Annotated in this window: 18 protein-coding genes and 1 pseudogene; 7 read left to right on the top strand and 12 right to left on the bottom strand. The window is 69.4% G+C overall.

The features are described 5' to 3' along the window. Positions 1-10: 10 nt before the first annotated feature. Positions 11-895, top strand: coding sequence for a LysR substrate-binding domain-containing protein (locus JYK02_RS05720; protein WP_207049160.1), 885 nt, complete (start codon positions 11-13; stop codon positions 893-895). Positions 896-1,077: 182 nt separating this feature from the next. Then, complete coding sequence (locus JYK02_RS05715; RefSeq protein ID WP_207049159.1) at positions 1,078-1,608, top strand: hypothetical protein; 531 nt, start codon at positions 1,078-1,080, stop codon at positions 1,606-1,608. A 37-nt stretch (positions 1,609-1,645) separates the two neighbouring features. Here JYK02_RS05715 and JYK02_RS05710 read toward each other — a convergent pair whose 3' ends face one another. Beyond that, entirely contained in the window at positions 1,646-2,059 is a 414-nt protein-coding gene (locus tag JYK02_RS05710) for an MAPEG family protein (RefSeq protein WP_207049157.1), read from the bottom strand. A 105-nt stretch (positions 2,060-2,164) separates the two neighbouring features. Here JYK02_RS05710 and JYK02_RS05705 point away from each other — a divergent pair, with 105 nt between their 5' ends. Further along, positions 2,165-2,758 carry a biotin transporter BioY gene (locus JYK02_RS05705; protein WP_207049155.1) on the top strand — a complete coding sequence of 198 codons (594 nt, stop codon included), beginning with the start codon at positions 2,165-2,167 and terminating at the stop codon, positions 2,756-2,758. Here the strand turns inward: JYK02_RS05705 and JYK02_RS05700 are convergent. Next, a complete protein-coding gene (locus JYK02_RS05700; RefSeq protein ID WP_207049153.1) occupies positions 2,715-3,662 on the bottom strand; it encodes a LysR substrate-binding domain-containing protein in 948 nt (315 codons plus the stop codon). The genes JYK02_RS05705 and JYK02_RS05700 overlap by 44 nt on opposite strands. 75 nt (positions 3,663-3,737) lie before the next feature. Here JYK02_RS05700 and JYK02_RS05695 point away from each other — a divergent pair, with 75 nt between their 5' ends. Together JYK02_RS05695 and JYK02_RS05690 are read left to right on the top strand one after the other, a co-directional pair. Next, the gene (locus JYK02_RS05695; protein ID WP_207049146.1) at positions 3,738-5,669 is read left to right on the top strand and encodes a M61 family metallopeptidase; all 1,932 of its coding nucleotides are present in this window, start codon (positions 3,738-3,740) and stop codon (positions 5,667-5,669) included. Positions 5,670-6,014: 345 nt separating this feature from the next. Then, positions 6,015-8,225 carry a DUF7594 domain-containing protein gene (locus JYK02_RS05690; RefSeq protein WP_207049144.1) on the top strand — a complete coding sequence of 737 codons (2,211 nt, stop codon included), beginning with the start codon at positions 6,015-6,017 and terminating at the stop codon, positions 8,223-8,225. Positions 8,226-8,267: 42 nt separating this feature from the next. Here JYK02_RS05690 and JYK02_RS05685 read toward each other — a convergent pair whose 3' ends face one another. From JYK02_RS05685 to JYK02_RS05655, 7 genes and pseudogenes are all read right to left on the bottom strand, one after another. Next, positions 8,268-10,334, bottom strand: coding sequence for an ArnT family glycosyltransferase (locus tag JYK02_RS05685; protein ID WP_207049134.1), 2,067 nt, complete (start codon positions 10,332-10,334; stop codon positions 8,268-8,270). Then, positions 10,300-11,331 (bottom strand): hypothetical protein, encoded by a 1,032-nt coding sequence (locus JYK02_RS05680; RefSeq protein WP_207049132.1) that lies wholly within the window; start codon positions 11,329-11,331, stop codon positions 10,300-10,302. Before JYK02_RS05680 ends, JYK02_RS05685 begins: the two co-directional genes overlap by 35 nt. 1 nt (position 11,332) lies before the next feature. After that, positions 11,333-12,325 carry a cupin domain-containing protein gene (locus JYK02_RS05675; RefSeq protein ID WP_207049130.1) on the bottom strand — a complete coding sequence of 331 codons (993 nt, stop codon included), beginning with the start codon at positions 12,323-12,325 and terminating at the stop codon, positions 11,333-11,335. 64 nt (positions 12,326-12,389) lie between these two features. After that, positions 12,390-13,424, bottom strand: a complete 1,035-nt coding sequence (locus tag JYK02_RS05670) for an MAC/perforin domain-containing protein (protein ID WP_207049127.1) — start codon at positions 13,422-13,424, stop codon at positions 12,390-12,392. Between the two features lie 56 nt (positions 13,425-13,480). After that, positions 13,481-14,314 (bottom strand): hypothetical protein, encoded by an 834-nt coding sequence (locus JYK02_RS05665; protein ID WP_207049125.1) that lies wholly within the window; start codon positions 14,312-14,314, stop codon positions 13,481-13,483. Between the two features lie 192 nt (positions 14,315-14,506). Beyond that, positions 14,507-15,719 (bottom strand): annotated as a pseudogene (gene cml, locus JYK02_RS05660) (CmlA/FloR family chloramphenicol efflux MFS transporter). A 208-nt stretch (positions 15,720-15,927) separates the two neighbouring features. Continuing rightward, positions 15,928-16,671, bottom strand: a complete 744-nt coding sequence (locus JYK02_RS05655) for an SDR family oxidoreductase (protein WP_207049122.1) — start codon at positions 16,669-16,671, stop codon at positions 15,928-15,930. 103 nt (positions 16,672-16,774) lie between these two features. On the opposite strand from JYK02_RS05655, the gene JYK02_RS05650 reads away from it, so the two are divergent. Both JYK02_RS05650 and JYK02_RS05645 read left to right on the top strand, forming a co-directional pair. Beyond that, a complete protein-coding gene (locus tag JYK02_RS05650; RefSeq protein WP_207049120.1) occupies positions 16,775-17,665 on the top strand; it encodes a LysR family transcriptional regulator in 891 nt (296 codons plus the stop codon). Next, positions 17,662-17,856, top strand: a complete 195-nt coding sequence (locus JYK02_RS05645) for a hypothetical protein (RefSeq protein ID WP_207049118.1) — start codon at positions 17,662-17,664, stop codon at positions 17,854-17,856. Before JYK02_RS05650 ends, JYK02_RS05645 begins: the two co-directional genes overlap by 4 nt. 10 nt (positions 17,857-17,866) lie before the next feature. On the opposite strand, the gene JYK02_RS05640 is transcribed toward JYK02_RS05645, so the two are convergent. The 3 genes from JYK02_RS05640 to JYK02_RS05630 form a co-directional block, all read right to left on the bottom strand. Next, complete coding sequence (locus JYK02_RS05640; RefSeq protein ID WP_242588466.1) at positions 17,867-18,856, bottom strand: GNAT family N-acetyltransferase; 990 nt, start codon at positions 18,854-18,856, stop codon at positions 17,867-17,869. Between the two features lie 8 nt (positions 18,857-18,864). Continuing rightward, the gene (locus JYK02_RS05635; RefSeq protein ID WP_207049103.1) at positions 18,865-19,911 is read right to left on the bottom strand and encodes an acyltransferase family protein; all 1,047 of its coding nucleotides are present in this window, start codon (positions 19,909-19,911) and stop codon (positions 18,865-18,867) included. Positions 19,912-20,066: 155 nt separating this feature from the next. Further along, positions 20,067-20,993, bottom strand: a complete 927-nt coding sequence (locus tag JYK02_RS05630; protein ID WP_347402435.1) for a GNAT family N-acetyltransferase — start codon at positions 20,991-20,993, stop codon at positions 20,067-20,069. Positions 20,994-21,101: the final 108 nt, after the last annotated feature.

Here is a 21,101-nt window from a genome sequence, read left to right as displayed (position 1 = left end):
TGATGGCGCCATGGAGCTCCGACACCTCCGCTACTTCTCCGCCGTCGCCGACGCGCTGCACTTCGGACGCGCCGCGCGGCGGCTGCACGTCTCCCAGCCCACGCTGTCGCACCAGATCCACCAGTTGGAGGAAGAGGTCGGCACACCGCTCTTCGAGAGGGCTCGCTCGGGGGTGCGGCTGACACAGGCCGGGGAGCTGTTCCGCACCTACGCGTCGCGCGCGCTGGAGGACGTGAACGCGGGCCTGTCCGCGGTGGGGGCGCTGCGGGGGCTGGCCACCGGGGCCCTCCGCGTGGGCTATCCGCCGAGCATGCGCGGCCTCGTGGTGCCGGCGCTGGCGGCGGTGCTCCGCAGGCACCCCGGGCTGGCGCTGAGCGCGCAGGAGGCCGTGGTCCGGAAGCTGGAGCGGCAACTGGCGGACGGCAAGCTGGACGTGGGACTGGGCTATGCCCCCGCGCGCCTGGCGGACCTGGACGCGGAGCCCGTCTTCGACAGCCGGCTCACGCTCGTCGTCGCACGCGGACATGCGCTGGCGGGTGTGGAGTCCGTGGGGATGAAGCTGCTCACGGAGGAGCCCTTCGCGCTCCTGTCACGCGGCCTGCGCGTGCGCGCCCGGGTGGACGCGCACTTCGCGGCCATGCGGTTCGCGCCCCGGATCGCGCTCGAGTCCAACGCGGTGGCCACCGTGCTGGCCATCGTCCGCGCGGGACTCGCGGTCACGGTGCTTCCCGAGCCACGGCTCGCGGACGCCGAGCGGCTGGTGGTGAAGCGGCTGTCTCCCGCACCCCGCTCGGAGCTGGCGGCGCTCCTCTGGCGCAAGGGGGCGCCGCGCACACCCGCCGCGGAGCTGTTCGCGGCGGAGGTCCGGGCGCGGGCAAAGGAAGACGGAGGGTAGGAATCACCCGGCGACCCTCAATTGACGCGAGTCAGCATCCGCAAGGAGTCCACACCATCCACAAATGACCCGTGTCGTGGCCGGGCAGGGCAATGGCTGCCATTGCGAACGGGGCGCACCTTCGGTTCCAGGCGGACACAGCCGTAAGTGCGGGGCCGCCTTGATTCCCCCTCAGGTGAACCATGGCGAACTTCGGCAAGACCGTTGTGGGTGTGGCCTCGTGTGCGTTGTTCCTCGGCGCCTGCGGCCCCCTTCCCGAGGGTGAGGCGCTCGACGGCTCCGTGCCCGGCGAGGCCGGGGTCCTGGACGACAGCCAGTCCGAGGAGCCCCGCCGCCTGGAGGCGCAGACGTTCGCGGCGGACCTGGGAAGCGCCATCAGCTCTCCGGTCGCGACGTACCCCACGAGCTGCACGGCCAGCAATCAGTGGACGACCACGTGCGGTTCGGGTTCGTCGCGAGACGTCGCCTACACCTGGAAGGTTCCCGAGACGGGGACCTATACGTTCAGCACGAGGGGCTCCAACTTCGACACCCTCATGGAGATCCGGAACTCCAGGGCCACGTCGGAGGTCTTGAAGTGCAACGATGACTCGAGCAATGGCACGACGTCCGCGATCTCCCTCATGCTCATCAAGGGCTATCAGTTGCTCATCATCGTCGAGGGCTACCAGGGCGCGTGCGGCAACGTCCTGCTGCACGTCACCCGGTGGTAGGCGCGGGCACTGACGCTCGCGCCCTGGGGATGAGGCTTCAGCCCCAGGGCCGCAGCCAGAGGACCCAACCGGCCAATCCCAGTTGCACGACCAGGGTGAGCGTCGCGCCGACCGCCTGGACCGGGCTCCCGCGCAGCATCCCGAAGGCATGCGCCAGGCGCGCCACGAGCAGCGCGCCGCCGAAGATGTGCAGCGGCGTCGAGCCACCACCGCTCAGCTCCGCCAGCAACAGCAGGATGAGCGCCAGGGGGACCTGCTCGACGTTGTTGCCATGCGCGCGGATGGCGGACCCCAGTCCTGCATGGCCTCCGTCGCCCCGGAAGATCTTGAGCTTCGTGCGGACCGCGCTGACGTTGATGGAGAGCGCCAGCGTGAGGAAGGCATTGAGCGCGGCGTAGAGCGACGTCACCGGGACCAGGAACGACGATGTGCCGAGCAAGGGAGTCGTCACAGGAGAAGCCTCCGACCACGAGAGGTCCGGGAACGTAGCCGTTTCACGACGTCCGTGGGCACCGGCAGCCTTGCACCGGTGTGCGTCCTCGCCGAGCATCGGCGCGTGTCTCCCCTCCCCTCCGCATCGCCCCACCGGGTCCTGGCCGACGGCTTCGTCCGCACGCGCGCGCAGGAGGGCGCGGTCATCCTGGGCGCGGCGCTCTGCACCGCGTTGCTCGCCCAGGTGGCCATCCCGGTGCCGGGGTCCCCGGTGCCGATTACAGGCCAGACGCTCGCGGTCGTCCTCACGGCGGCGGCGCTCGGAGCGGGACGGGGGCTGGCCGGGCAGGCCGCGTATCTCCTGCTCGGAGCCGTGGGGCTGCCCTTCTTCGCGAAGGGGGCCAGCGGCTGGGGCTCGCTCGTCGGGCCGACCGGCGGCTTCCTGGTGGCCTTCCTCCCCGCGGCGTTCCTCGTGGGCCTAGCGGCGCGCCACGGCTACGACCGGCGGTGGTGGACGGCGGCCCCGCTCTTCCTCGCGGGCCAGCTGCTCATCCTGGCCATTGGAGTGTCCTGGCTCCGCGTGAAGACCGGGCTCGACTTCGCCACGGCCTTGCAGAAGGGCTTCGTTCCCTTCATTCCTGGCGGACTGATCAAGGCTGCCGTCGCGGGACTGCTCATGCCCCTCGCGTGGAAGTTCGTCCGGCCTCGCGCGTCCTGAAGCGGCGGGGCCGTGCCCGCTGGGGTGTCGCCAGCTCCTGCGCGAGCGCTTCACGCAGGATGCCCGCCAGTTGGGCCACGGTCTTGCTCGGCTCCCGTTCAGCCCTGAGCAGGTACACCGGGATGCTCCCGAGCGCGGGCAGGCCCGAGGCTTTCGGTTCCAGGACTGCCAGCGTCCTGGGCAGGCCGAAGGCTGTTCGCAGCGTCACGCCCAGCCCTGCCTCGGCCGCCGCCCACAGGCCCGCGAGGCTCGGGCTCGCGAACGCGATCCTCCAGGCGAGCCCCTTCCGGTCCAGGGCGGTCGTGCAGGCCTTCCGGAAGACGCAGGGCGCTTCGAAGGCGATGAGCGGCAGCGACTGGCCACGTCCCCCGGTGCGCTGCCAACCCCGCTGACCAATCCATGCGAGCGGCAGCTCGGCGATGCGCTCGCTGCAACCCCGCACGCCGCTGCTCCAGGCGAGCGCGAGGTCCAGCTTGCCGGTCGTGACGTGGTGGATGAGCTGGGCGTTGCGCTCGGTGCGCACCTCGATGCGCACCGCCGGATGCGCTCGCGCGAACGTGCTGAGCACCCGGGGCAGCCAGGTTTCAGCGAAGTCCTGCGGCAATCCCAGACGGACCTCGCCCTCCAGCTCGCTGCCTCGCAGGCTGTCCACGGTCTGGTCATTCAGTTCGAGGATCCGCCGCGCGCAGCCCAGCAACACCTCGCCCGCTTCGGTCAGGACCAGGCCTCGCCCGGAGCGCTCCACCAGCGCGCGGCCCACCTGCTCCTCCAGCTTGCGCAACTGGGAGCTCACCGCGGATGGCGAACGGCCCACCCGCGCGGCGGCCTTGGCGAAGCTGCCCAGCTCGAAGGCCGTCACGAACGTCCGCAAGACATCCATGTCCAGGTTGATTCGCGGGAGCATCGTTCGATTTCCTCGAACCCAGGCTTCCAGAGTTCGAAATTTTCGGCAAGCCGGGTCCGGGATACGACGGTGGTCATGCCACTCGTTATCGCTCTGGTGGCCGTCTGGATGGTTTCGACGGCGGCGCATGCGCAGTCCCAGTCCTGGCCGCTGCCCCAACCCGCGCCCATGCCGCCGCCCATCGAGGCGCCGCGAGACACGCCCTTCCCCGGCACCCTCCGGCTGCGCGTCGACGCCACCGACACGGCGCGCGGTGTCTTCCGCGTCACGGAGACCCTTCCGGTCACGCCTGGACGACGGTTGACGCTGCTCTTTCCGCAGTGGCTTCCCGGGGACCATGGGCCCACTGCTCAACTGGACGGACTCGCGGGGCTGAAGGTCCAGGCCGGGAAGCGGGTCATTGCCTGGACCCGTGACGCCGTCCAGGTCGCGGCCTTCCACATCAACATCCCCGCCGGCGTGACGTCCATCGACGTGCACTTCCAGTTCCTTGGTGCCACGGAGCCGCGCGTGGGCCCGGTGGTGGCCACGTCCACGATGCTGGACCTGCAATGGCACAACCTGGTGCTGTACCCAGCGGGCCACTACGCCCGGCGCATCACCTGTGAGGCCAGCGTGAAGCTGCCGCCCGCCTGGGAGTTCGCCTCGCCGCTGACCGTCGCCCGACGGGAGGGCGATGAGGTCCGGTTCCAGCCGGTGACGCTGGACACGCTGATCGACTCACCCGTGATTGCCGGCCGCGCCTTCAAGCGCATCCTGTTGAGCGAGGACCCCGTCCCGGTCCACGTCAACATCGTCGCCGACGACGCCGCGAGTCTCGAGCCGCCTCCAGGCTTCGTCCGGGGCTACCAGTCCCTGGTGCGACAGGCCTACCGGCTCTTCGGCTCGCACCACCATGACCATTACGACCTGATGGTCTGGCTGGCGGACGGCTTCGGCCCCAGCTACTTCGAGCACTTGCGCGCGGGCGAGAACGCCCTCCCCGCCGACTTCTTCACGACCTGGAACGACCGGCCCGAGCAGCGAGGCCGGCTGGCGCATGGCTTCGTCCATTCGTGGAACGGCCTGTTCCGCCGCCCCGCGGAGATGTGGACGCCGGACTTCAACACGCCGGAGCGCGACTCGCTGCTCTGGGTGTTCGAGGGATTGACCTACTACTGGCAGGACGTGCTCACCACCCGGTCAGGGTTGTGGACGCGGGAGGACGCACTCGATGACCTGGCCGCGACCGCGGCGGCCATGGCCAACCGTCCTGGCCGGCGCTGGCGCCCGCTCCGGGACGTGACGAACGACGCCATCGTGCAGCGCCGCAAGGCGCTCTCCTGGAAGGGCTGGCAGCGCGACATGTTCGACGCCTACTCCGAGGGCGAGCTGATCTGGCTGGAGGCCGACACGCTGATCCGCGAGCGCAGTGGCGGCCGCAAGTCGCTGGATGACTTCGCTCGTGCGTTCTTCGGCGTGCGCCCGGGCAGCCAGGTGACGATGACGTACACGCTGGAAGACATCATCACCACGCTCAATGACATCCAGCCCCACGACTGGTCCGGTTTCTTCCGCTCCCGGGTTGAAGAGACGCGCGACGCCGCGCCCCTGGAAGGAATCACGCGGGGCGGCTACGCGCTCGCCTGGAGCGAGGAACCCACGAACGCCATCCGGCGGGCCGAGGCCGCGAGCGGGAACGTGGACCTCGGCGACTCGCTCGGCGTGACGCTCGCGAAGGATGGAAAGGTGCTCCGGGTGGAGTGGGAGCGGCCGGCCTTCGAGGTGGGCCTGCTGCCCGGCGCGGTGGTGACGGCCGTGAACGGGAGCCCCTACGACGCGCAAAGGCTGAAGGACGCCGTCAAGGCCACCGCGCGCCAGACGCCCTTGCGGCTCTCCTGGCGCCAGGGCACGACCACCCGCTCCGCCCTTGTTCCCTGGCATGGAGGCTTGCGCTACCCGCGGCTTCGTCGGGTCGAGGGCACACCGGCGCTCCTGGATGGAATCCTGGCGCCGCGAGGCCCGTGACATCCGCGTCCGCTGGGCGCCGTCGCGCGCGTGCCGGTTCTGGCACGTTCCTCCCCGCCGCCGGCGGCGTCACGCGGTCCTCCGTCGCGCAAGCGCTGGAAGTGACAGGGATTCCTGCGCCGTCCAAGCCCTGGCGCAGGGGTTGCTCAAGGGATGCGTGTCGCGCCGGAAAGGACCGGCGCGCGTGACCCCGAGTGCCACTGCATGCATCGCGCACCCCCGTGGAAGCCGTCCCTTCGTTCCCTTCTCCTCGCGCCGCTCGTGGCGGGGCTCGTCCCTGGCTGTGGTGGCGGCGAAGCACCGCCGCAGCCAGCCCCGTTGGCTCAGGCCCGGGCCACGCCGCTCATGACGGTTCCCACGCCCAAGCAGATCATCCTGGAGCCGGAGGCCGACACGTTCGTCCGGTACACCACCCCGGGCGTGAACTACGGCACCGCGCAGAACCTGAACGTCGACTCCGCCAAGGACGAGACCTACCTGCGCTTCAACCTGAGCGCCATCCCGGCCGGCGCCCACATCGCGTCGGTCATGCTCCAGGCGCTGGCCTATGACGGCGGTTCCCCCGGCGGTGACGGCAGCGTCTACGCGCACCTGGTGCCGGACGACACCTGGAGCGAGACAGGCATGACCTGGTCCAACCGCCCCGCGGTGACGGGCGACCGGTTGGGCTCCTGGTGGCTGTGGAATCCCAACACCTCGCCCAAACCCTTGCAGGTGGCCGTCAACTTCAGCCCGAAGCTCAAGGCCCCCGTGCAGCAGGCGCTGGACTCGGATGGGCTCGTGTCCTTCCGGCTGATGTCCCCGGGCTACCACACGGTGTACCGCTCGCGTGAATACAGCGTCGCCGGCGAGCGGCCCAGGCTGATCATCAACTACTTCGAGCCCGGTGATCCGCGGGTGACCACCGACCTCCAGGTCGTGGCGCTCTACCCGCAGGCGGACGCGCAGGTCCTGTCGAGCAACCCCACCACGAACTACGGCAAGAGCGCGGCTCTGACCGTGGACCGGACCGCGGCGGAGACATTCCTGCGCTTCGGCCTGGGCAGCGTCCCGGACAACGCGCAGGTGGTCGCCGTGTCCCTGGTGGCCACGTCCAATGACGGCTACGCGTATGACAACGCGGACGGCAACGTCTACACGCGGCTGGTCTCCGACAACACCTGGAGCGAGACGGGCATCACCTGGAACAACAAGCCCACCGCCTCCAGCGACGACCTGGGCTCCTGGCTGCTGTGGAACCGCAATGGCCAGTACACGACCCAGGTGGGCATCAACTCGAGCCCGAAGCTCGTCTCGCCCGTGCAGCAGGCGCTGGAGTCGGACGGGATGATCTCCCTGCGGCTGGACTCGCCGGGGTACCGGACGCTGTACCACTCGCGCGAGTACACGAACACGGAGGCGCGCTGGCCCCAGCTCCTCGTCTCCTACTTCGTGCCGCCCCCCTGCCCCACGCCTGTCGCGTCCGCGCCCACGCAGGTGGTCCTGGAGCCGGAGGCGGACACGTACGTCTGGTCCGAAAACCCGAACACGAGCTACGGCGCCAACCAGAACCTGTGGGTCGACGACAAGAAGGGCGAGGCCTACCTGCGCTTCAACCTGGGCAGCATCCCGGCCGGAGCGCACATCGCGTCGGTCCGGCTGGAGGCCCTGGCCTACGACGGCTATGCGAACGGCGGCGACGGCAGCGTCTATGCGCACCTGGTGCCGGACGACACCTGGAGCGAGACGGCCATGACCTGGAACACCCGCCCCGCGGTGACCGGCAATGACCTGGGCTCCTGGTGGCTCTGGTACAACAGCAGCTCGCCGAAGCCCCTGCAGCTGGGCGTCAACTTCGACGCGAAGCTCAAGGCGCCCGTGCAGCAGGCGCTGGACTCGGATGGGCTCGTCTCCTTCCGCCTGAAGTCGGCCTACAAGACCGTGTATCGCTCGCGTGAGTACGGCGTCACCAGCGAGCGGCCCCGGCTGGTCGTCAGCTACTTCGAGCCCGGGGACACGCAGGTGACGTCCCACCTGGAGTCGGCGTCCTTCTTCCCGGTGGCGGACAGCTCCGTGTGGTGGAGCAACCCGAACGCGAACGCGGGCACGTCCATGGGCCTGACCGTGAACCGTGACGACGCGGAGACCTTCCTGCGCTTCAACCTGGCGGGCCTCCCGCCTGGCGCCCAGGTGGCCTCCGTCGTCCTCGCGACCACGTCCACGGGTGGCGACGTCACGGCCGGCGCGGACGGCAACGTCTACACGCGGTGGGTTCGCAACAACACCTGGAGCGAGACGGGCATCACCTGGAACACCAAGCCCTCCGTCTTCAGCTGCGAGCTGGGCTCCTGGCAGTTCCCCACCCGGTCCGTGCCGTACATCACGCAGGCGGGCATCAACGCGAGCCCGCTGCTGGTGCCGGTGGTGCAGGAGGTCCTGTCCATGGACGGGCTGCTCTCCTTGCGGCTCGACTCGCCGGGAAGCCGCTCGACGTACGACTCGCGCGAGTACTCGAACACCTCGGCGCGCTGGCCGCGGCTCATCGTCTACTACTCCGTCCCCCCGGCCACGCCGTGAGGTGAGGAGCGCCGGCTGCCACGGTTCAGGGTGGCGGCCGGCTCAGGGCGTCCGTGAGGGGATGGCCACGCGCTGCCCCACGGCGCCGAACTCCAGGTGCGTCACCTTCGAGAGGGCGGGCCCCACCGTGGGCAGGATGAACCACGCCGCGCCTCGCAGGGCCTGCGGGCCACGCAACGTCGAGCCTGGGTCCAGCACCCGCTCCACGATGCCGTCCGGGCCGTGGAAGGTGACACGCAGCGGCTGGAGCGGGCCGAGCGCCCGCGCATAGAAGGCGTAGCGCCCACGGCCATGGCCCACGCCACGGGAAGCGAACCCGAGCACCTCCAGGTTCCCCTGGCGCACGGACAGCGGCGTGAGGCCGTCCGGCAGGGGCGCGGGCTGGGGCAGCGGCGCCTCCAGGTCATAGGCCCGCAGCGCGGCCTGGGGCGGCACGCCGGGCACGGGCGCGTAGGGCTCCGCGAGGGGCGAGACGAGATAGGGGTGGTAGCCCCGCTCACGCGCGAGCGGCACGTCCGGCGCCCGCCGGTACGTCATGCGGCCGCTGTAGAACATGAGGTTCAGGTTCTCGAAGCTGAGCGGCGGATCCGTATCCAGCGCGGCGAAGAGGACGCTGCGCTTCGGCGTGTGCCGGGAGATGGCCAGACCCACTTCGCGCGAATAGGTGACGTACAGCTCGTCGACGTGCTCCTCCAGGTAGCGCGCCTTCTCCACCGGCAGCGTGATGGCCAGGTGCCAGGCGAGCACCGCCGACGCCGCGACGCCCATTCCCACGGTCATCCACCGGGGCCTGCGGGCCAGCCGGAAGACGATGGCCGTCAGCACCGCCGCGCAGACGGACAGCACCAGCCCCTCGGCGAGCCCCGGGAGGGTCCGCGTCTGGTCCCAGGTCGCGGGCAGCGACTCGCGCAGCCGGGTCAGGACGGGCAGGTGCTCGATGGCCAGCGGCGTGCCGAGCCCCGCGAGCAGCAGGGCCGCGAGCACCGGATGGCGCCACGCGTCCGAGCCCGCGATGGCCAGCGCGGCGAGCACCGCGGGCACGGCCCCCCACGCGATGGCCGGGACCTTCACCGTGCCCAGCGACAGCACGAGCCACGTCGCGCCAATCCAGAGCGCGAGCCCCACCGTCTCCATGTCCCGCTTGCGCACGGCGCGCACCAGCAGCCAGCAGAAGGCCATCAACGGCAGCACGTTCGCGAGGGGCTGGAGGCTCGTGCGGTTGACCTCGTTGAGGACGGCGTCGAACGGGCGGCGCCAGGGCCCCACGTCCACGGTCGGATCATGGAAGAGGTGCGCGCGCGTGACGCGCGACTCCAGGTCGTGCAGCTCCGGCCAGCGCCACGCGGAGTAGAGGCTCCACGGCGCGGCCACCACACCGGCCGCGGCCATCATGGCCACCACCGTGCCGAGCCTCGGGCCTGGACAGAAGCGCAGCCGGCTCAAGGCCCACAGCGTCGCGGCCACGCCCAGCGGGGTCAGCGCGAGCCCCGTCTTGCAGAGGAAGCCCAGCCCCACGACCCCGCCCGCCGCCAGCCCCCAGCGCCAGGAGTTCTCCCGGGCAGCGTGGAAGAGCAGCGCCACCGCCAGGGCGTTGCAGCCCGCCAGGGTGCAGTCCGTCACGTCGCCGAAGAAGCGCCCCTGCACGAGCTGCCAGCCGAAGGGCAGCGCCAGGAAGCCCACCGCGCCCAGCGTGGCCCACAGCCGCCCCGCGGGCCGCCGGGCGATGAGGTAGATGGCGACGCCCGCGGCCAGGTGGCCCAGCAGCGACGCCAGCCGCAGTGCCAGCGGCGTCACCCCCACGACGTGCATCATCAGCGCCCCGAACCAGAAAGGGCCCGTGGGCTTGTGCATCCAGACGTTCGCGGCCCACCAGTGCCGGATGTCGCTCGGGTAGAGCGGGTCCTTGTAGATGTGCGGCGTGAAGAAGGTGTCGTGCGTGCCGCGCGCGGCGGCCTGATGCATCGCCTCGTCCCAGTTGTAGATGGCGGGATGGGCCAGGTGCGGCGCCAGCTGCGCGAGCCCCCATACCACCAGCGCCACGAGGATCAGGCCGTCGAGCTTCGTCCGGAAGGGGTCAGGAGCGGGGACGGTCTGGAGGGGAGCGCTCATCGGAAGGGGCGGAATTCACCACCCGCGTCCTGTGACCGCAAGCCTGCCTGCCATCCGCCCGGCCTGATTCCGGAGCGGGACCCGCAGGTGGTGGGAGCCACCGCTTCACCGCCTCCCGGATGGCCTCCGTGGCTTCCGCCCGCTTCGCCGCCCCGTCGGGCACGAAGGGCTGCCGCGTGTCGCCCTTCGCCCGGTAGCGGCCCTTCTCGGCCATCCGCGCCCGCTGCGCCGCATCCACCTCCAAGCCAAAGTGGGCCAGGAGGTGGCTGTGCACCATGCCGGGCAGGCTCGCGTAGTCCACCCACAAGCACCGAGGCCCTTCGTGCTCCCGTGCCTTCCGCGTGTAGCGCGCCAGACACCCCGCGAAGAACGCTTCAGGCGCGTCCGGCGCGTCGCCGGGCCAATCCGGGAAACACGTCTTGAACCACGGCTCCCGGCTCCGGTACCACCGCAACGGCGCGGAAGGGTTCCGGAAGTTGGACGCCATCACCTCCGTCGCGTCCCGCGTCAGGAACACCCAGGGCACCTCTGGCAGGGCGGCGAGGATGCGGTCCAGGAACAGCAGGTTCCATGACGAGAACTTGATCACATACCGCCCCCCAGGCGCGGCTCCCCGCCCGAAGGCCTTGATCAACCGGCGGAACACCTCCGCGTCGAAGGCGCAGGCGCCCTGGGCGCAATGAAGCAGGTAGAGCGACAGCGCCTCCGGTTCGCTCACGCCCCTCACCCCCGGGAGTGTCCCCAGCATCTGGGTCACCAGCGTGCTCCCGCACCTCGAGACGTGGAAGATGAGGCCCGCCGGCAGTGCCCCCTCCTCCGGCAGGTCCTTCACCGGACACGACACGGCGGAGCGTGCCGCCTCTGCTTCCGACAGGGCCTGGCGCAGGCCGTCGGACAGGAAGGGCGCTTCGTAGACCGCGGCAGGCAGCCGCGCCGTCTGGAGCATGGCCTGTCCGTCCTGGAGGTACAGGCGGGTGGGGATGGGGACGCGCTCCATGTCACCCGACCCCGGAGGAGACTGCCCGGACGCGCGGCCTTTCCATCTGCGCGAAGGACCGCGCCAGCCTGTTGATCCCGGCGGAAGCGCTCCCGTTCGCGTGACGGCCCAGGTACTCGTCCACCAGCCCCTCCAGCTTCGCGTCCAACCCCGCCATCACCGCGGCCTTCAGCTGGTCCTGGAACGCCCCCAGTTCCCCCTGCTGCCAGACCGCCAGCGGGACGGTGTTGCGCATGAAGTCCTCCTTTTCGAGTTCCTCCGCCACCCGCCGGAACAGCGCCTGCCAGGGGCTGGTCAGGAGGCCCACCGTCATGTGCAGGGAATGCACGTCCGTGGCGCTCACGTCGTGGAAGTGCCCCCGGGGCACGTACAGCAGGTCGCCCTTGCGCAGCACCTCGTCGAACACACAGTTCAACGTCGACCGGTGCTGCTCCGGGTTCTGCATGGGTTCGCCGTCATAGGGCAGGTGAATGGGTTTGTCATACAGCCGCCAGCGCTTCTCCCCTTCCAGTTGGAGGATGAAGGCATCGTGCGTGTCGTAATGGAGCGTGAAGCCCTGACTGCCCGCGGGCGTCATGTACAGGTTCGCCTGCACCCGCACCCGCCACTCCCGCTCCAGCGTGTCGCAGAACCGCCGGAGGGGGTCCAGGGCCGTCTGCGCCTGATAGACAATCACCGAGTGGCCCTGCTCCAGGAACAGGCGCGACACGCGCTCCCGGTTGATCAGATGATTGAAGTTGACCCGTGCCTCCTTGTAGGACACGGACGACGAGAACTCGCTGTACGCCGTCTCGCGCCCCTCCTTCACCATCCGCACGTTGGGATAGGCGTTGTTCTCCTTTTGCAGGAACGACAGCATCTCCTCGATGCCGAAGAGCCCGGAGTAATATCCCGCGTCTCCCCGGCGGATCAGCAGACGCTCCCGCTCGAAGTGCGTTCGCAGGAACGCTTCCGGGGAGACAGGCTTCAGCAGGTGCTCGGTGTCATATTTCATGGCGTTCCCTCCCCGGAAGCAAGCGCGAGGGCAGCGCACGGGCGTGCGCTGCCCAGGGGCTCCGTCAGTCGTTCAGCGCGCCCTGCTCGTCATTGGAGATGGCCTGCGTGTACGGCGTGACGCCGTACCTGGCGCTGATCGTGTTCGCCACCTTGTAGCGCAGGGCTTTGTCGGGGATGAGGTTGATGACGGGCTCCAGCACGAGCGTGTCGATGATGTGCCAGCTCACGTAGTTGCCATTCAAGGACGCGGCCCAGGCCGGGTACTTGCCCATCAGCGAGCCGTCGCCGCCAATGACGTTGATGGTGACGTTCTTGTCCGCTTGCGTGGAGCTGTCGTTCGAGGACGAGCCATTGCCGTCACCGCCGCTGCCTCCGCCGGAGATGGGCACGTCCTCCAGCTCCAGGTTGGCCTGGAAGCCCGCGGAGACGCTGTCCGAGAAGCTGTGCCCCTGGCTCATGCTGGTGACCTTCCGGGTGTCCGTGCCGTACAGGAGGCCGCCCAGGTCCAGCTGCTTCACGTAGTAGTGGCCCCACGTGTTCAACACGTTCGTCACGTTGTCGTAGCTGCGAGGGTCATTGACCCCGGGCTCCACGGCCTGCGCCAGCGCCTGGATGAAGTCAGCCGTCAGCGTCATCGCGCCGTCGCTGAAGCCGATCTGCAGCTTGGGGACGCGGTACATGCTCGTGACGTAGTAGTCCGTCTCCGAGAACGACTGGTCGTTCGAGTACTGGTGTTCGTGCTGGAAGTTCACGCTGAAGATGCCGGGGATGCCGATGTCCGCCTTCTCCACGTCGTACCCCTGCGAGTGGTAGGTGTGCACCGTGTGGAAGAAGGTCTCCACCGTGTGCAGCTGGGCGGTGATGTTCGGGACGAGCCACTGGAACGTCGCGTGGTTTCCCGGATGGAGCGGGTCCGGGAGGATGAGATCCCCGGTGAGTTGCAGGCCCTGGTGGATGCTGAAGACGTTGGTGGGATTCTGCTCCTGCGTGATGACCATGGCGTGAAAGAGGCCACGGTCCTCGAACAGGTGGAGCCAGTCCTGGGCGGTGAAGTCATGCGGATCGCTGGGCAGGTCCGCGTTCTTGAGCTTGGGCATTGTCTTGATTCCTTGCAGGAGTGTCGCTTCTTCGTGAGGACATCAATCCGGCATCGCTAGTCGTTCAGGCCGTCGCCGCCATTCGACTGGAAGAGCTGATAGGTCTGCGTGGTGTAATACTTCTGGTTGACCACGAACACGTCGAACACCATGGAGACAGACTGGCTGTCCATCGTGTACCCCTGGCAACCGCCATACGTTTCACCAGAGGTACCCGAGCCGGTGACCGTGCCGCCGTGGACGTTGATGCCGTCGCCGTCTCCCGCCGCCATGACGCCTGGCAGCTGCGGCGGGTTCGAGGGGGGATCCAGGTTCGGCCTGTTCACGGAGTACGTGTTGCCGTTGCTGTCGGTCCAGGAGCGCAGCGGGGTGCAGGTGATCCGGATCTGGTAGGAGTTGGCCGCTATCGACTGGTCCAGCGAGTGCGTCCCGAAGTTGTTGTCATAGACATAAATCATGTCGCCGTTGTAGTTGTTGCTGGCGAAGAACGCGTACTGACCCGCGACAGCCCACTGGTTGGTGGACGGAACGGATGACCGGGGCAGGATCAGGGAGTTGTTGTCCACGATGGCGATGGAGCTCGGGAGGATCTCGATGCCAAAGCCGAACCCCACCTGGCAGCCGAAGCCGATCTGGAAGGCCAGATAGGTATCCGGGGGGACGATGACGCCCTTTCCATTGTCAACCAGGGAGCCGTTCTTCAGGTTGGTGACGTTCTCCACCATCAGGGGGGTGGAGAGGTCCGGCAGGCCGGAGATGCCCGAGTAGGTCGCGATCTGGCGCTCGTTCGCGGCCTTGGCGACGGCGTCGGCCATGTTGTAGGCGACCTTGACGGTCATGATGCCTTGCTGAAAGAGCTGATTCTGCGCATTGCAACTCACGAGTGACATGCTTGCATCCTCACGGCATCCAATGGCTGTTGTTGGCAGGCAAGAGGCTTCCCTCTCTTCATGCACGACAGGCCTATCGCAAGGGCAATGCCAGCCACCCGAGGTCGCAAATGCGCCAAATCATTACAAATTCCCGCAAGACCCGGATGTCAGGAACGGACCGCTGACGTGTCAAGGCCTGTCCCTGACGCGTCAGCGGCCCCGCGCTCCAGTCACCCGGCTGGCGCTAGAGGCGTCGCAGGCAGCCCAACGTCACCCCGGCCATGAGCGACGCGTAGCCCACCAGGGGCCACGCCGTGTCGCCGTCGAGCAGGACGACCATCAGCGTTCCCAGGACGCCCACGATGAGGCTCTGGATGCAGAAGTAGACCGCGACCGCCGTTCCCGCCACGGCGCCAAAGGCCTGGAGCGCGCCATTGGCGGTGACGGACACGGCGAAGACAATCCCCGCGGCGATGACCCACATGGGCACGACGAACGTCCAGAAGGACGGCGCCGCGAAGAGCTGCCCGGCCGTCAGCAGCCCCGCGCCCAGGAGCAGCAGGCCCATGCCGCGCGCAAGGCTTCCCGCCTGTCCCCAGCGGGCCACGAAGTGCTTCGCGAAGCGCGTCGTCACCATCATGGCGAGCGCCGCCGTGGCGAAGGCCAGGCTGAAGCCCAACGCCGAGAAGCCGGCCCGGCCCATGAGCACCCGGGGCGCCGTGGAGAAGAACACGAAGAAGGAGCCCATCGCCGCGCTGAAGCCCAGGGTGTACGTCCAGAACGCGGCGCTGCCCAGGATGGGCCGGAGCGCCATGGCCTGACGGGGCGCGCCAGCGGGACGTGTCTCAGGCCAGCGTGGCAGGGCCTGGAGCAGCGCCGCCGTGGCCAGGATGCCGAGCGTGAAGAAGAGGGCCCGCCATCCGAAGTGCTTCGCGAGCAGCGCCCCGGCGATGGGGCCGAGCGCCGGGACGAAGGCCAGCATGGCGCTGAACAGGCTGTAGATGACCGCACCTTCAGGCCGCTCCGCGTAGACGTCCCGGACGGTCGCGAACGTGGCGACGAGGGCCGCGGACGCTCCCACGGCTTGCAGGAACCGGAGCCCGACGAACGTCATGGCCTCGGAGGTGCCCGCGAGCAGGAACGAGCTGGCCGCGAACAGCAGCGCGCCGCCCAGCAGCACCCGGCGCCGGCCAACGCGATCCGAGAGCGGGCCGAACACCAACTGCCCGAGCCCGAGCACGGCCATGTAGAGGCTCAGCGTGAGCTGGACGATGCCAGGCGTGGTGTCGAGGATTCCGGTCATGACCGGAACCACGGGCAGGTAGATGTCCATGGCCAGCGAGGCCAGGAGGTCGAAGGGAGCCATCAGCAACAGCGCTGCTGGCACGGAGTGATTCCACGACAGGATTTTCGAGTGAGACATGAAGGCATCCGCGCAAATGGAAGACATCTGGCGGCGCTCTGCCTCTCCACGGGGAGCGGGAGGAGCTGAAGCAGAGGGCCGCGGCAACGGTGGACGTGTCGCCGCGGCTCACTCATCTGCGGAACTGGCATCTCCCATCGGGCGGGCTCCGGGGTGCGTCAGGTCCGGGCGGGACGAAAATGCCCGCCCGTTCCTGACAGGGCGTGGCTCAGACGAGCCGGTGCCCTCCGTCCACGTGCAGCACGGAGCCGGTGGTGAAGCCGTTCTCCATCAGGAAGCACACGGCCTGGGCGATGTCGTCCGGCTGTCCCACGCGGCCCACGGGCAATCGCTGGGCCATCGCCTCCAGCCGCTCCTTCTTCGCGGCTCCCGCGACGCGCTCCCAGATGGGCGTGTCCACCCAGCCCGGAGAGACGGCGTTGACGCGGAGGGGCGCCAGCTCGATGGCGAGCGCGCGTGCCAGGGCCTCCAGCGCGCCGTTGACCGCGGCGACCACCGCGCCCCGGGCCGCCGGACGGTGCGCCGCGATGCCCGACGTCAACGTCAGCGAGCCGCCCGCCTCCATCCGGCGCGCCGCGTGCTTGGCCAGGAGCAGCGAGCTCAGCAACTTCGAGTCGAGGGTGCGCCGCGCGGCGGTGACGTCCAGCTCCCGCACGGGCTGATACGTCACGTCCGCCACGGTGGTGACCAGGTGACCGAGCGGGCCCACCGCGTCGAAGAGCCGCTCCACCTCCGGCTCGTCGGTGACGTCCGCGACATGGGCCTCCAGGCGGTCGCTCCCGGCACCGAGGTCCGCCACGGCGGCGTCGAGCTTCTCCCGTGAGCGTCCCACGACGGCCACCCGCCCTCCTCGCTGGAGCACCGCGCGGGCCACGCCCCGCCCGATGCCGGAGCTGCCCCCCACGACGAGGACCTTCTTTGGAACGACGGCTTTCGGATCCACAGGTGTCATGGGCATCCTCGCTGTTAGATGCGGTCACGGTTCCACGGCGCGCGGGTGCGCCGGAAACGGGAAGTTCCGTTCAGGGACTTCGGAATCTCCGAAGGGGCAGGCGATGCGACTCACGCAACTGGAGACGTTCCGCACCGTGGCGCGCACGCTCAACTTCCGGCGCGCGGCGGAGCGGCTGCACTACGCCCAGTCCAGCGTGACCGAGCAGGTGCAGGGCCTGGAGTCCGACCTGGGCGTGACCCTCTTCGACCGGACGGGACGCAAGCTCCGCCTCACCGAGGCCGGCGCGCGGCTGCTGACCTACGCGGATCAGCTGCTGTCGCTCGCGGAGGAGGCCCGCGTCGCCGTCACGGGACAGGCCGTGACGCCCTCCGGCCCGCTGACGCTCCGCGCGCCGGAGACGCTGTGCGCGCGACGGCTGCCGCCTTTGCTGACGGCCTTCCACGCACGCCATCCCCAGGTGCGGCTGACGGTGCAGCCCTCGGGCCGGGCCGACGTGCGCCGGGGCCTGCAGGAGGCGGAGATCGACCTCGGCCTCTTCCTGGGCCGCGTACCGCCCGGGCTCGACGTCGCGTGCGAGGAGGTTGCCCAGGAGCCCCTGTCGCTCGTGGCGCCGCCGGGCCATGCGCTGGCCGGACGTCCGGGCGTGACGGCCCGGGAGCTGGCGGCCTGCGGCTTCATCTCCACGCAGACGGGGTGCGCGTACCGCGAGATCTTCGAGAGCGCCTGGGCGGAGGCGGGCCCCCTGCCCCAGGTCGTCGCGGAGGTCGGCAGCGTGGCGGCGGTGGCCCGGTGTGTCGCCTCGGGGATGGGGCTCGCGGTGCTGCCCGAGGTGGCGGTGATGGACGAACTCGCGCGTGGCGACGTCGTGGCGCTGCGCTGGGACGCCCTGCCCCGCGCAAGCGTCTGGATGGCCTGGAACGCCCAACGGTTGTCGCCAGCCGCAGCGGCCTTCCTGCGCATGACCCGCGAATCACGCGCCGAGAGGCGTTGACCGCGCAGGCCCAGACCGACTGTCTGGACCTGAGTGGCGACGGCGCCGCGGACAGCGTGCTCATCTCCGGGTTCAACGTCACCATCACGAGAGGCGGAATGACCCGGACCTTCAATCCGGGTGCCTGGAACTCGATGCAGCCGGTGGAGACGGATGGCAACGACGCGCGGCGCGTGACGTACTACCTGTAGCGCCGCGGCTTCAGCTCCTCGGCGCGCGGTAGGCCGGGAAGTAGCCCGTGCCGCTGCTGTTGCCGGAGAGGCGCGCGTATACCCCGGGCTCGCAGATGAGCTCGTGGGTGCACAGGTGCGAGCTGGCGTTGGAGAAGCTTCGCTTGAACTGCTCCAGCCCGTCCCCGGGCTTCACGCCGCCGCCCAGGTGGAACGGCAGTCCCAGCTGCGTGGTGAGTTCCACCAGCGCCCCGAAGACGGTGTTCTTGGCCGGCGAGCGCCCCAGGTCCGCGTCCGCCGTCCCGCCCAGGTAGTAGTGCAGCACGCCGTCGCTGCGGACGCCGATCCCCGAGGAGGCGATGCGGCCGTCCGGTGCGCGCGTCGTCGCGAGCCAGGCGTTCGGCGAGGCGAACAACTGCTCGAAGTAGGCGTCGGAGAAGAAGTACCGGGACTGCGCTCCGTCGCGGATCATGGTCTGCCGGTAGACGTCCTTGAAGCCCTCCCGCTCCTCGTGTGACGCCTCGCGCACCGGGCAGCAGGTGCTCACGAAGCCCAGCCGGGTGTTGCGCCGCATCTGCCGGCGGGCCTCCGGTTGGAACTCGATGGGCAGACGCGGGTCGATGAAGAACACCTCGTTGCGCTCCGTGCCGCCCGCGAAGCAGCGGGGACCCACGACGCGGTCGCGCACGAAGAGGCTGACCAGGCCCGTGTCCTCCCAGTCCACCGCGTCCTTGGGCACCTCGCTCAGCCCATCCAACCTCCCGCCGGGATACCCGTACGGGGAGATGGCGTCGCGGTACGGCGTTCCCTCGATGGGCCTCACGATGAGCGGCACCCGCAGCGCGCGACCCTCGCCGTCCTCGATGGCCAGCGTGTGCGTCACCCCTTCCGCCCGCAGGTGATACGCGGAGCGGAAGTAGTCATCCGACAGGGCGGACATTCCCTCATCCGGCACCAGGACGGCACGGCAGGGCTTCAGACCGGACGACGTGAGCCGCGAGGCTTCGGTGTGGTTCATCATTCGAGCGCTCATGCGATGTGGGGTGGGACCGCCGTGCGAGCCTGGGTCTTCCGTCGCCACTGCCGGAAGCCGCGCAGCGCGGGCTGCTCGACGCGGTAGGTGATGAAGACAGCCAGCAGGAACCCGACCGCGAACGCGACCGCGATGGCCGCCTCCGGACGCCAGCCCGCGGCCTCGAGCCGCCGGATGAGGACGTAACCGATGTTCTGGTGGACCAGGTAGAACGGATAGGAGATGAACCCCATGAAGAGCAGCGGGCGCCAGGTGAGCCAGCGCAGCCAGCCCCGGGACAACGCAGAGGTGATGCCCAGCACCACCCCGAACACGGGGGCAGGAGCCTCGCTCCCGACGAGCACCTCGTGCGCCAGGCTGACACCCACGAGCGCCAGCGCGGAAGGACCGGAGACCTCACCGCGGCCCTGCTTGAAGGCCAGCACGCCCAGCGCGAAGTATTGCAGGTGCGGCCGGCTCGCGAGCCTGGCGAGGAAGGTCATCCCCAGCGACTGCGCGGCCAGCTCCGCCACGGTCTGCAGCGTGACGAGCACGATGAAGATGGGGATGATCCGCGGGAGCGTCCGCGTGTACGCGAGCGCGAACATCAAGACGTAGAAGGACAGCTCGATGGTCAACGTCCAGTACACGGTGTCGACGTGCGGGACGCGAAGCAGCTCGTGGACCATGGTCAGGTTGACCAGGGCCGTCTGGAAGCTGAACTCACGCTCCGGCAGCCCGAACAGCGTCACCACCGTGAAGGTGAGCGCGACGGCCGTCCAGTAGGACGGGTAGAGCCGGGCCGCGCGGCTCCACACGAAGTCCCGGACGCGCTCGATGCGCTCCAGCGACATCAGGATGACGAAGCCGCTGATGGCGAAGAAGAGCTGGACGCCGTACTTCCCGAAGCGCATCTCCCAGAGCGGGACGGAGTGCCCGTAGAGGTCGCTGTACTCCGCGGTGAAGTGATACAGCGCGACCGCCAGCGCCGCGATCCCCCGGAGCGCATCCAGTTCCACCAGGCGCGGGGGATTCGTCTCCGGAGTGGCGGGGGAGCGGGGCATCCGAGTTCACCTTCTGGATTTCTCCGGGCAGTGCTCGGAGCGGGGTGAACGGTAGGTTTCGCTTGCTCCCCCCACCATGCCCCCCGGGGTCCCGGGCGGCTGTCACTTCTCCCGCATCCACCGGCCCTCGCGTCGCAGGCGCTTGCGTCCGAGGCTCAGTGGCGTGGCGCGCGGTAGGCCGGGAAGAAGTCGCCGCCTGCGTGGCCCTCCGACAGGAGCGCATACAGCTCCGGTTCGCAGATGAGCTCGTGCGTATGGAGCCGGGAGCTGGCGTTGGAGAGGCTCCGCTTGAACTGCTCCAGGCTGTCACCGGGCTTCACGCCCCCGCCCAGATGGAGCGGAACCCCCAGCCGCGTGCAGAGCTCGGCCAATGTCCCAAAGACATTCTTCGCCGGCGAGCGCGGCAGGTGCGCGTCCATCGTCCCGCCCAGGTAGTAGTGCAGCATGCCGTCGCTGCGGACGCACAGCGCGGAGGAGGCCACCCCACCCTCCGGCGCATGCGTCGTCACCAGCCAGGCGCTGGGGGATGCGAACAGCTCCTCGAAGTAGGTGTCGGAGAAGAAGTACCGGGCGCTGGCCCCTTCGCGGACCATGGTCTGCCGGTAGGCCACCTGGAAGCCCTCCCGCTCCTCGCGCGGCACCTCGCGCGCCTCCCGCGCGGTGCTCACGAAGCCCAGCCGGAGGTTGCGCCGGATGTGGCGGTAATGCATCTCCCGGAACTCGACCGGCAGGCGCGGGTCGATGAAGAACACCTCGTTGCGCTCCGTGCCGCCCGCGAAGCAACGGGGGCCCGAGACCCGGTCGCGCACGAAGATGCTGACGAGCCCCGTCTCCGTCCAGTCCACCGCCTCCTTCGCCACCTCCTGGAGTCCGTTCTGCGCGGCTCCAGGAAACCCATACGGGGAGATGGCGTCGCGGTACGGCGTTCCCTCGATGGGCCGCACGATGAGGGGCACGCGCTGCGTATGCCCTTCGCCGTCCTCGATGACCAGGGTATGCGTCACCCGTTCGGCCCGCAGGTGGTGCGCGGAACGGAAGTAGTCCTCCGACTGCGCCAGCTCCCCCGCGTCAGGCACGAGCACGGCCCTTGTTCGCATCATCCGCATTCTGCGTCCCCCCGGTCCTGCCTGTGTCCGCGACCGGTCCGGCCAGCCATCCATTGGAGGGCCCGGACTGAATCCAGACGGAAA

It is taken from the genome of Corallococcus macrosporus, assembly GCF_017302985.1.
GTDB classification, from domain to species: Bacteria; Myxococcota; Myxococcia; order Myxococcales; family Myxococcaceae; genus Corallococcus; species Corallococcus macrosporus_A.
Note: the sequence above shows the minus strand (reverse complement) of the source record. Positions and strands in the feature narration are given on the sequence as shown.

Coding starts and splice junctions, on each gene's coding strand:
- JYK02_RS05720 (WP_207049160.1), top strand. CDS start 11: ATGGAGCTCCGACACCTCCGCTACTTCTCCGCCGTCGCCGACGCGCTG.
- JYK02_RS05690 (WP_207049144.1), top strand. CDS start 6,015: ATGACGGTTCCCACGCCCAAGCAGATCATCCTGGAGCCGGAGGCCGAC.
- JYK02_RS05640 (WP_242588466.1), bottom strand. CDS start 18,856: ATGATGAACCACACCGAAGCCTCGCGGCTCACGTCGTCCGGTCTGAAG.
- JYK02_RS05655 (WP_207049122.1), bottom strand. CDS start 16,671: ATGACACCTGTGGATCCGAAAGCCGTCGTTCCAAAGAAGGTCCTCGTC.
- JYK02_RS05680 (WP_207049132.1), bottom strand. CDS start 11,331: ATGGAGCGCGTCCCCATCCCCACCCGCCTGTACCTCCAGGACGGACAG.
- JYK02_RS05650 (WP_207049120.1), top strand. CDS start 16,775: ATGCGACTCACGCAACTGGAGACGTTCCGCACCGTGGCGCGCACGCTC.
- JYK02_RS05665 (WP_207049125.1), bottom strand. CDS start 14,314: ATGTCACTCGTGAGTTGCAATGCGCAGAATCAGCTCTTTCAGCAAGGC.
- JYK02_RS05695 (WP_207049146.1), top strand. CDS start 3,738: ATGCCACTCGTTATCGCTCTGGTGGCCGTCTGGATGGTTTCGACGGCG.
- JYK02_RS05635 (WP_207049103.1), bottom strand. CDS start 19,911: ATGCCCCGCTCCCCCGCCACTCCGGAGACGAATCCCCCGCGCCTGGTG.
- JYK02_RS05685 (WP_207049134.1), bottom strand. CDS start 10,334: ATGAGCGCTCCCCTCCAGACCGTCCCCGCTCCTGACCCCTTCCGGACG.
- JYK02_RS05675 (WP_207049130.1), bottom strand. CDS start 12,325: ATGAAATATGACACCGAGCACCTGCTGAAGCCTGTCTCCCCGGAAGCG.
- JYK02_RS05715 (WP_207049159.1), top strand. CDS start 1,078: ATGGCGAACTTCGGCAAGACCGTTGTGGGTGTGGCCTCGTGTGCGTTG.
- JYK02_RS05700 (WP_207049153.1), bottom strand. CDS start 3,662: ATGCTCCCGCGAATCAACCTGGACATGGATGTCTTGCGGACGTTCGTG.
- JYK02_RS05670 (WP_207049127.1), bottom strand. CDS start 13,424: ATGCCCAAGCTCAAGAACGCGGACCTGCCCAGCGATCCGCATGACTTC.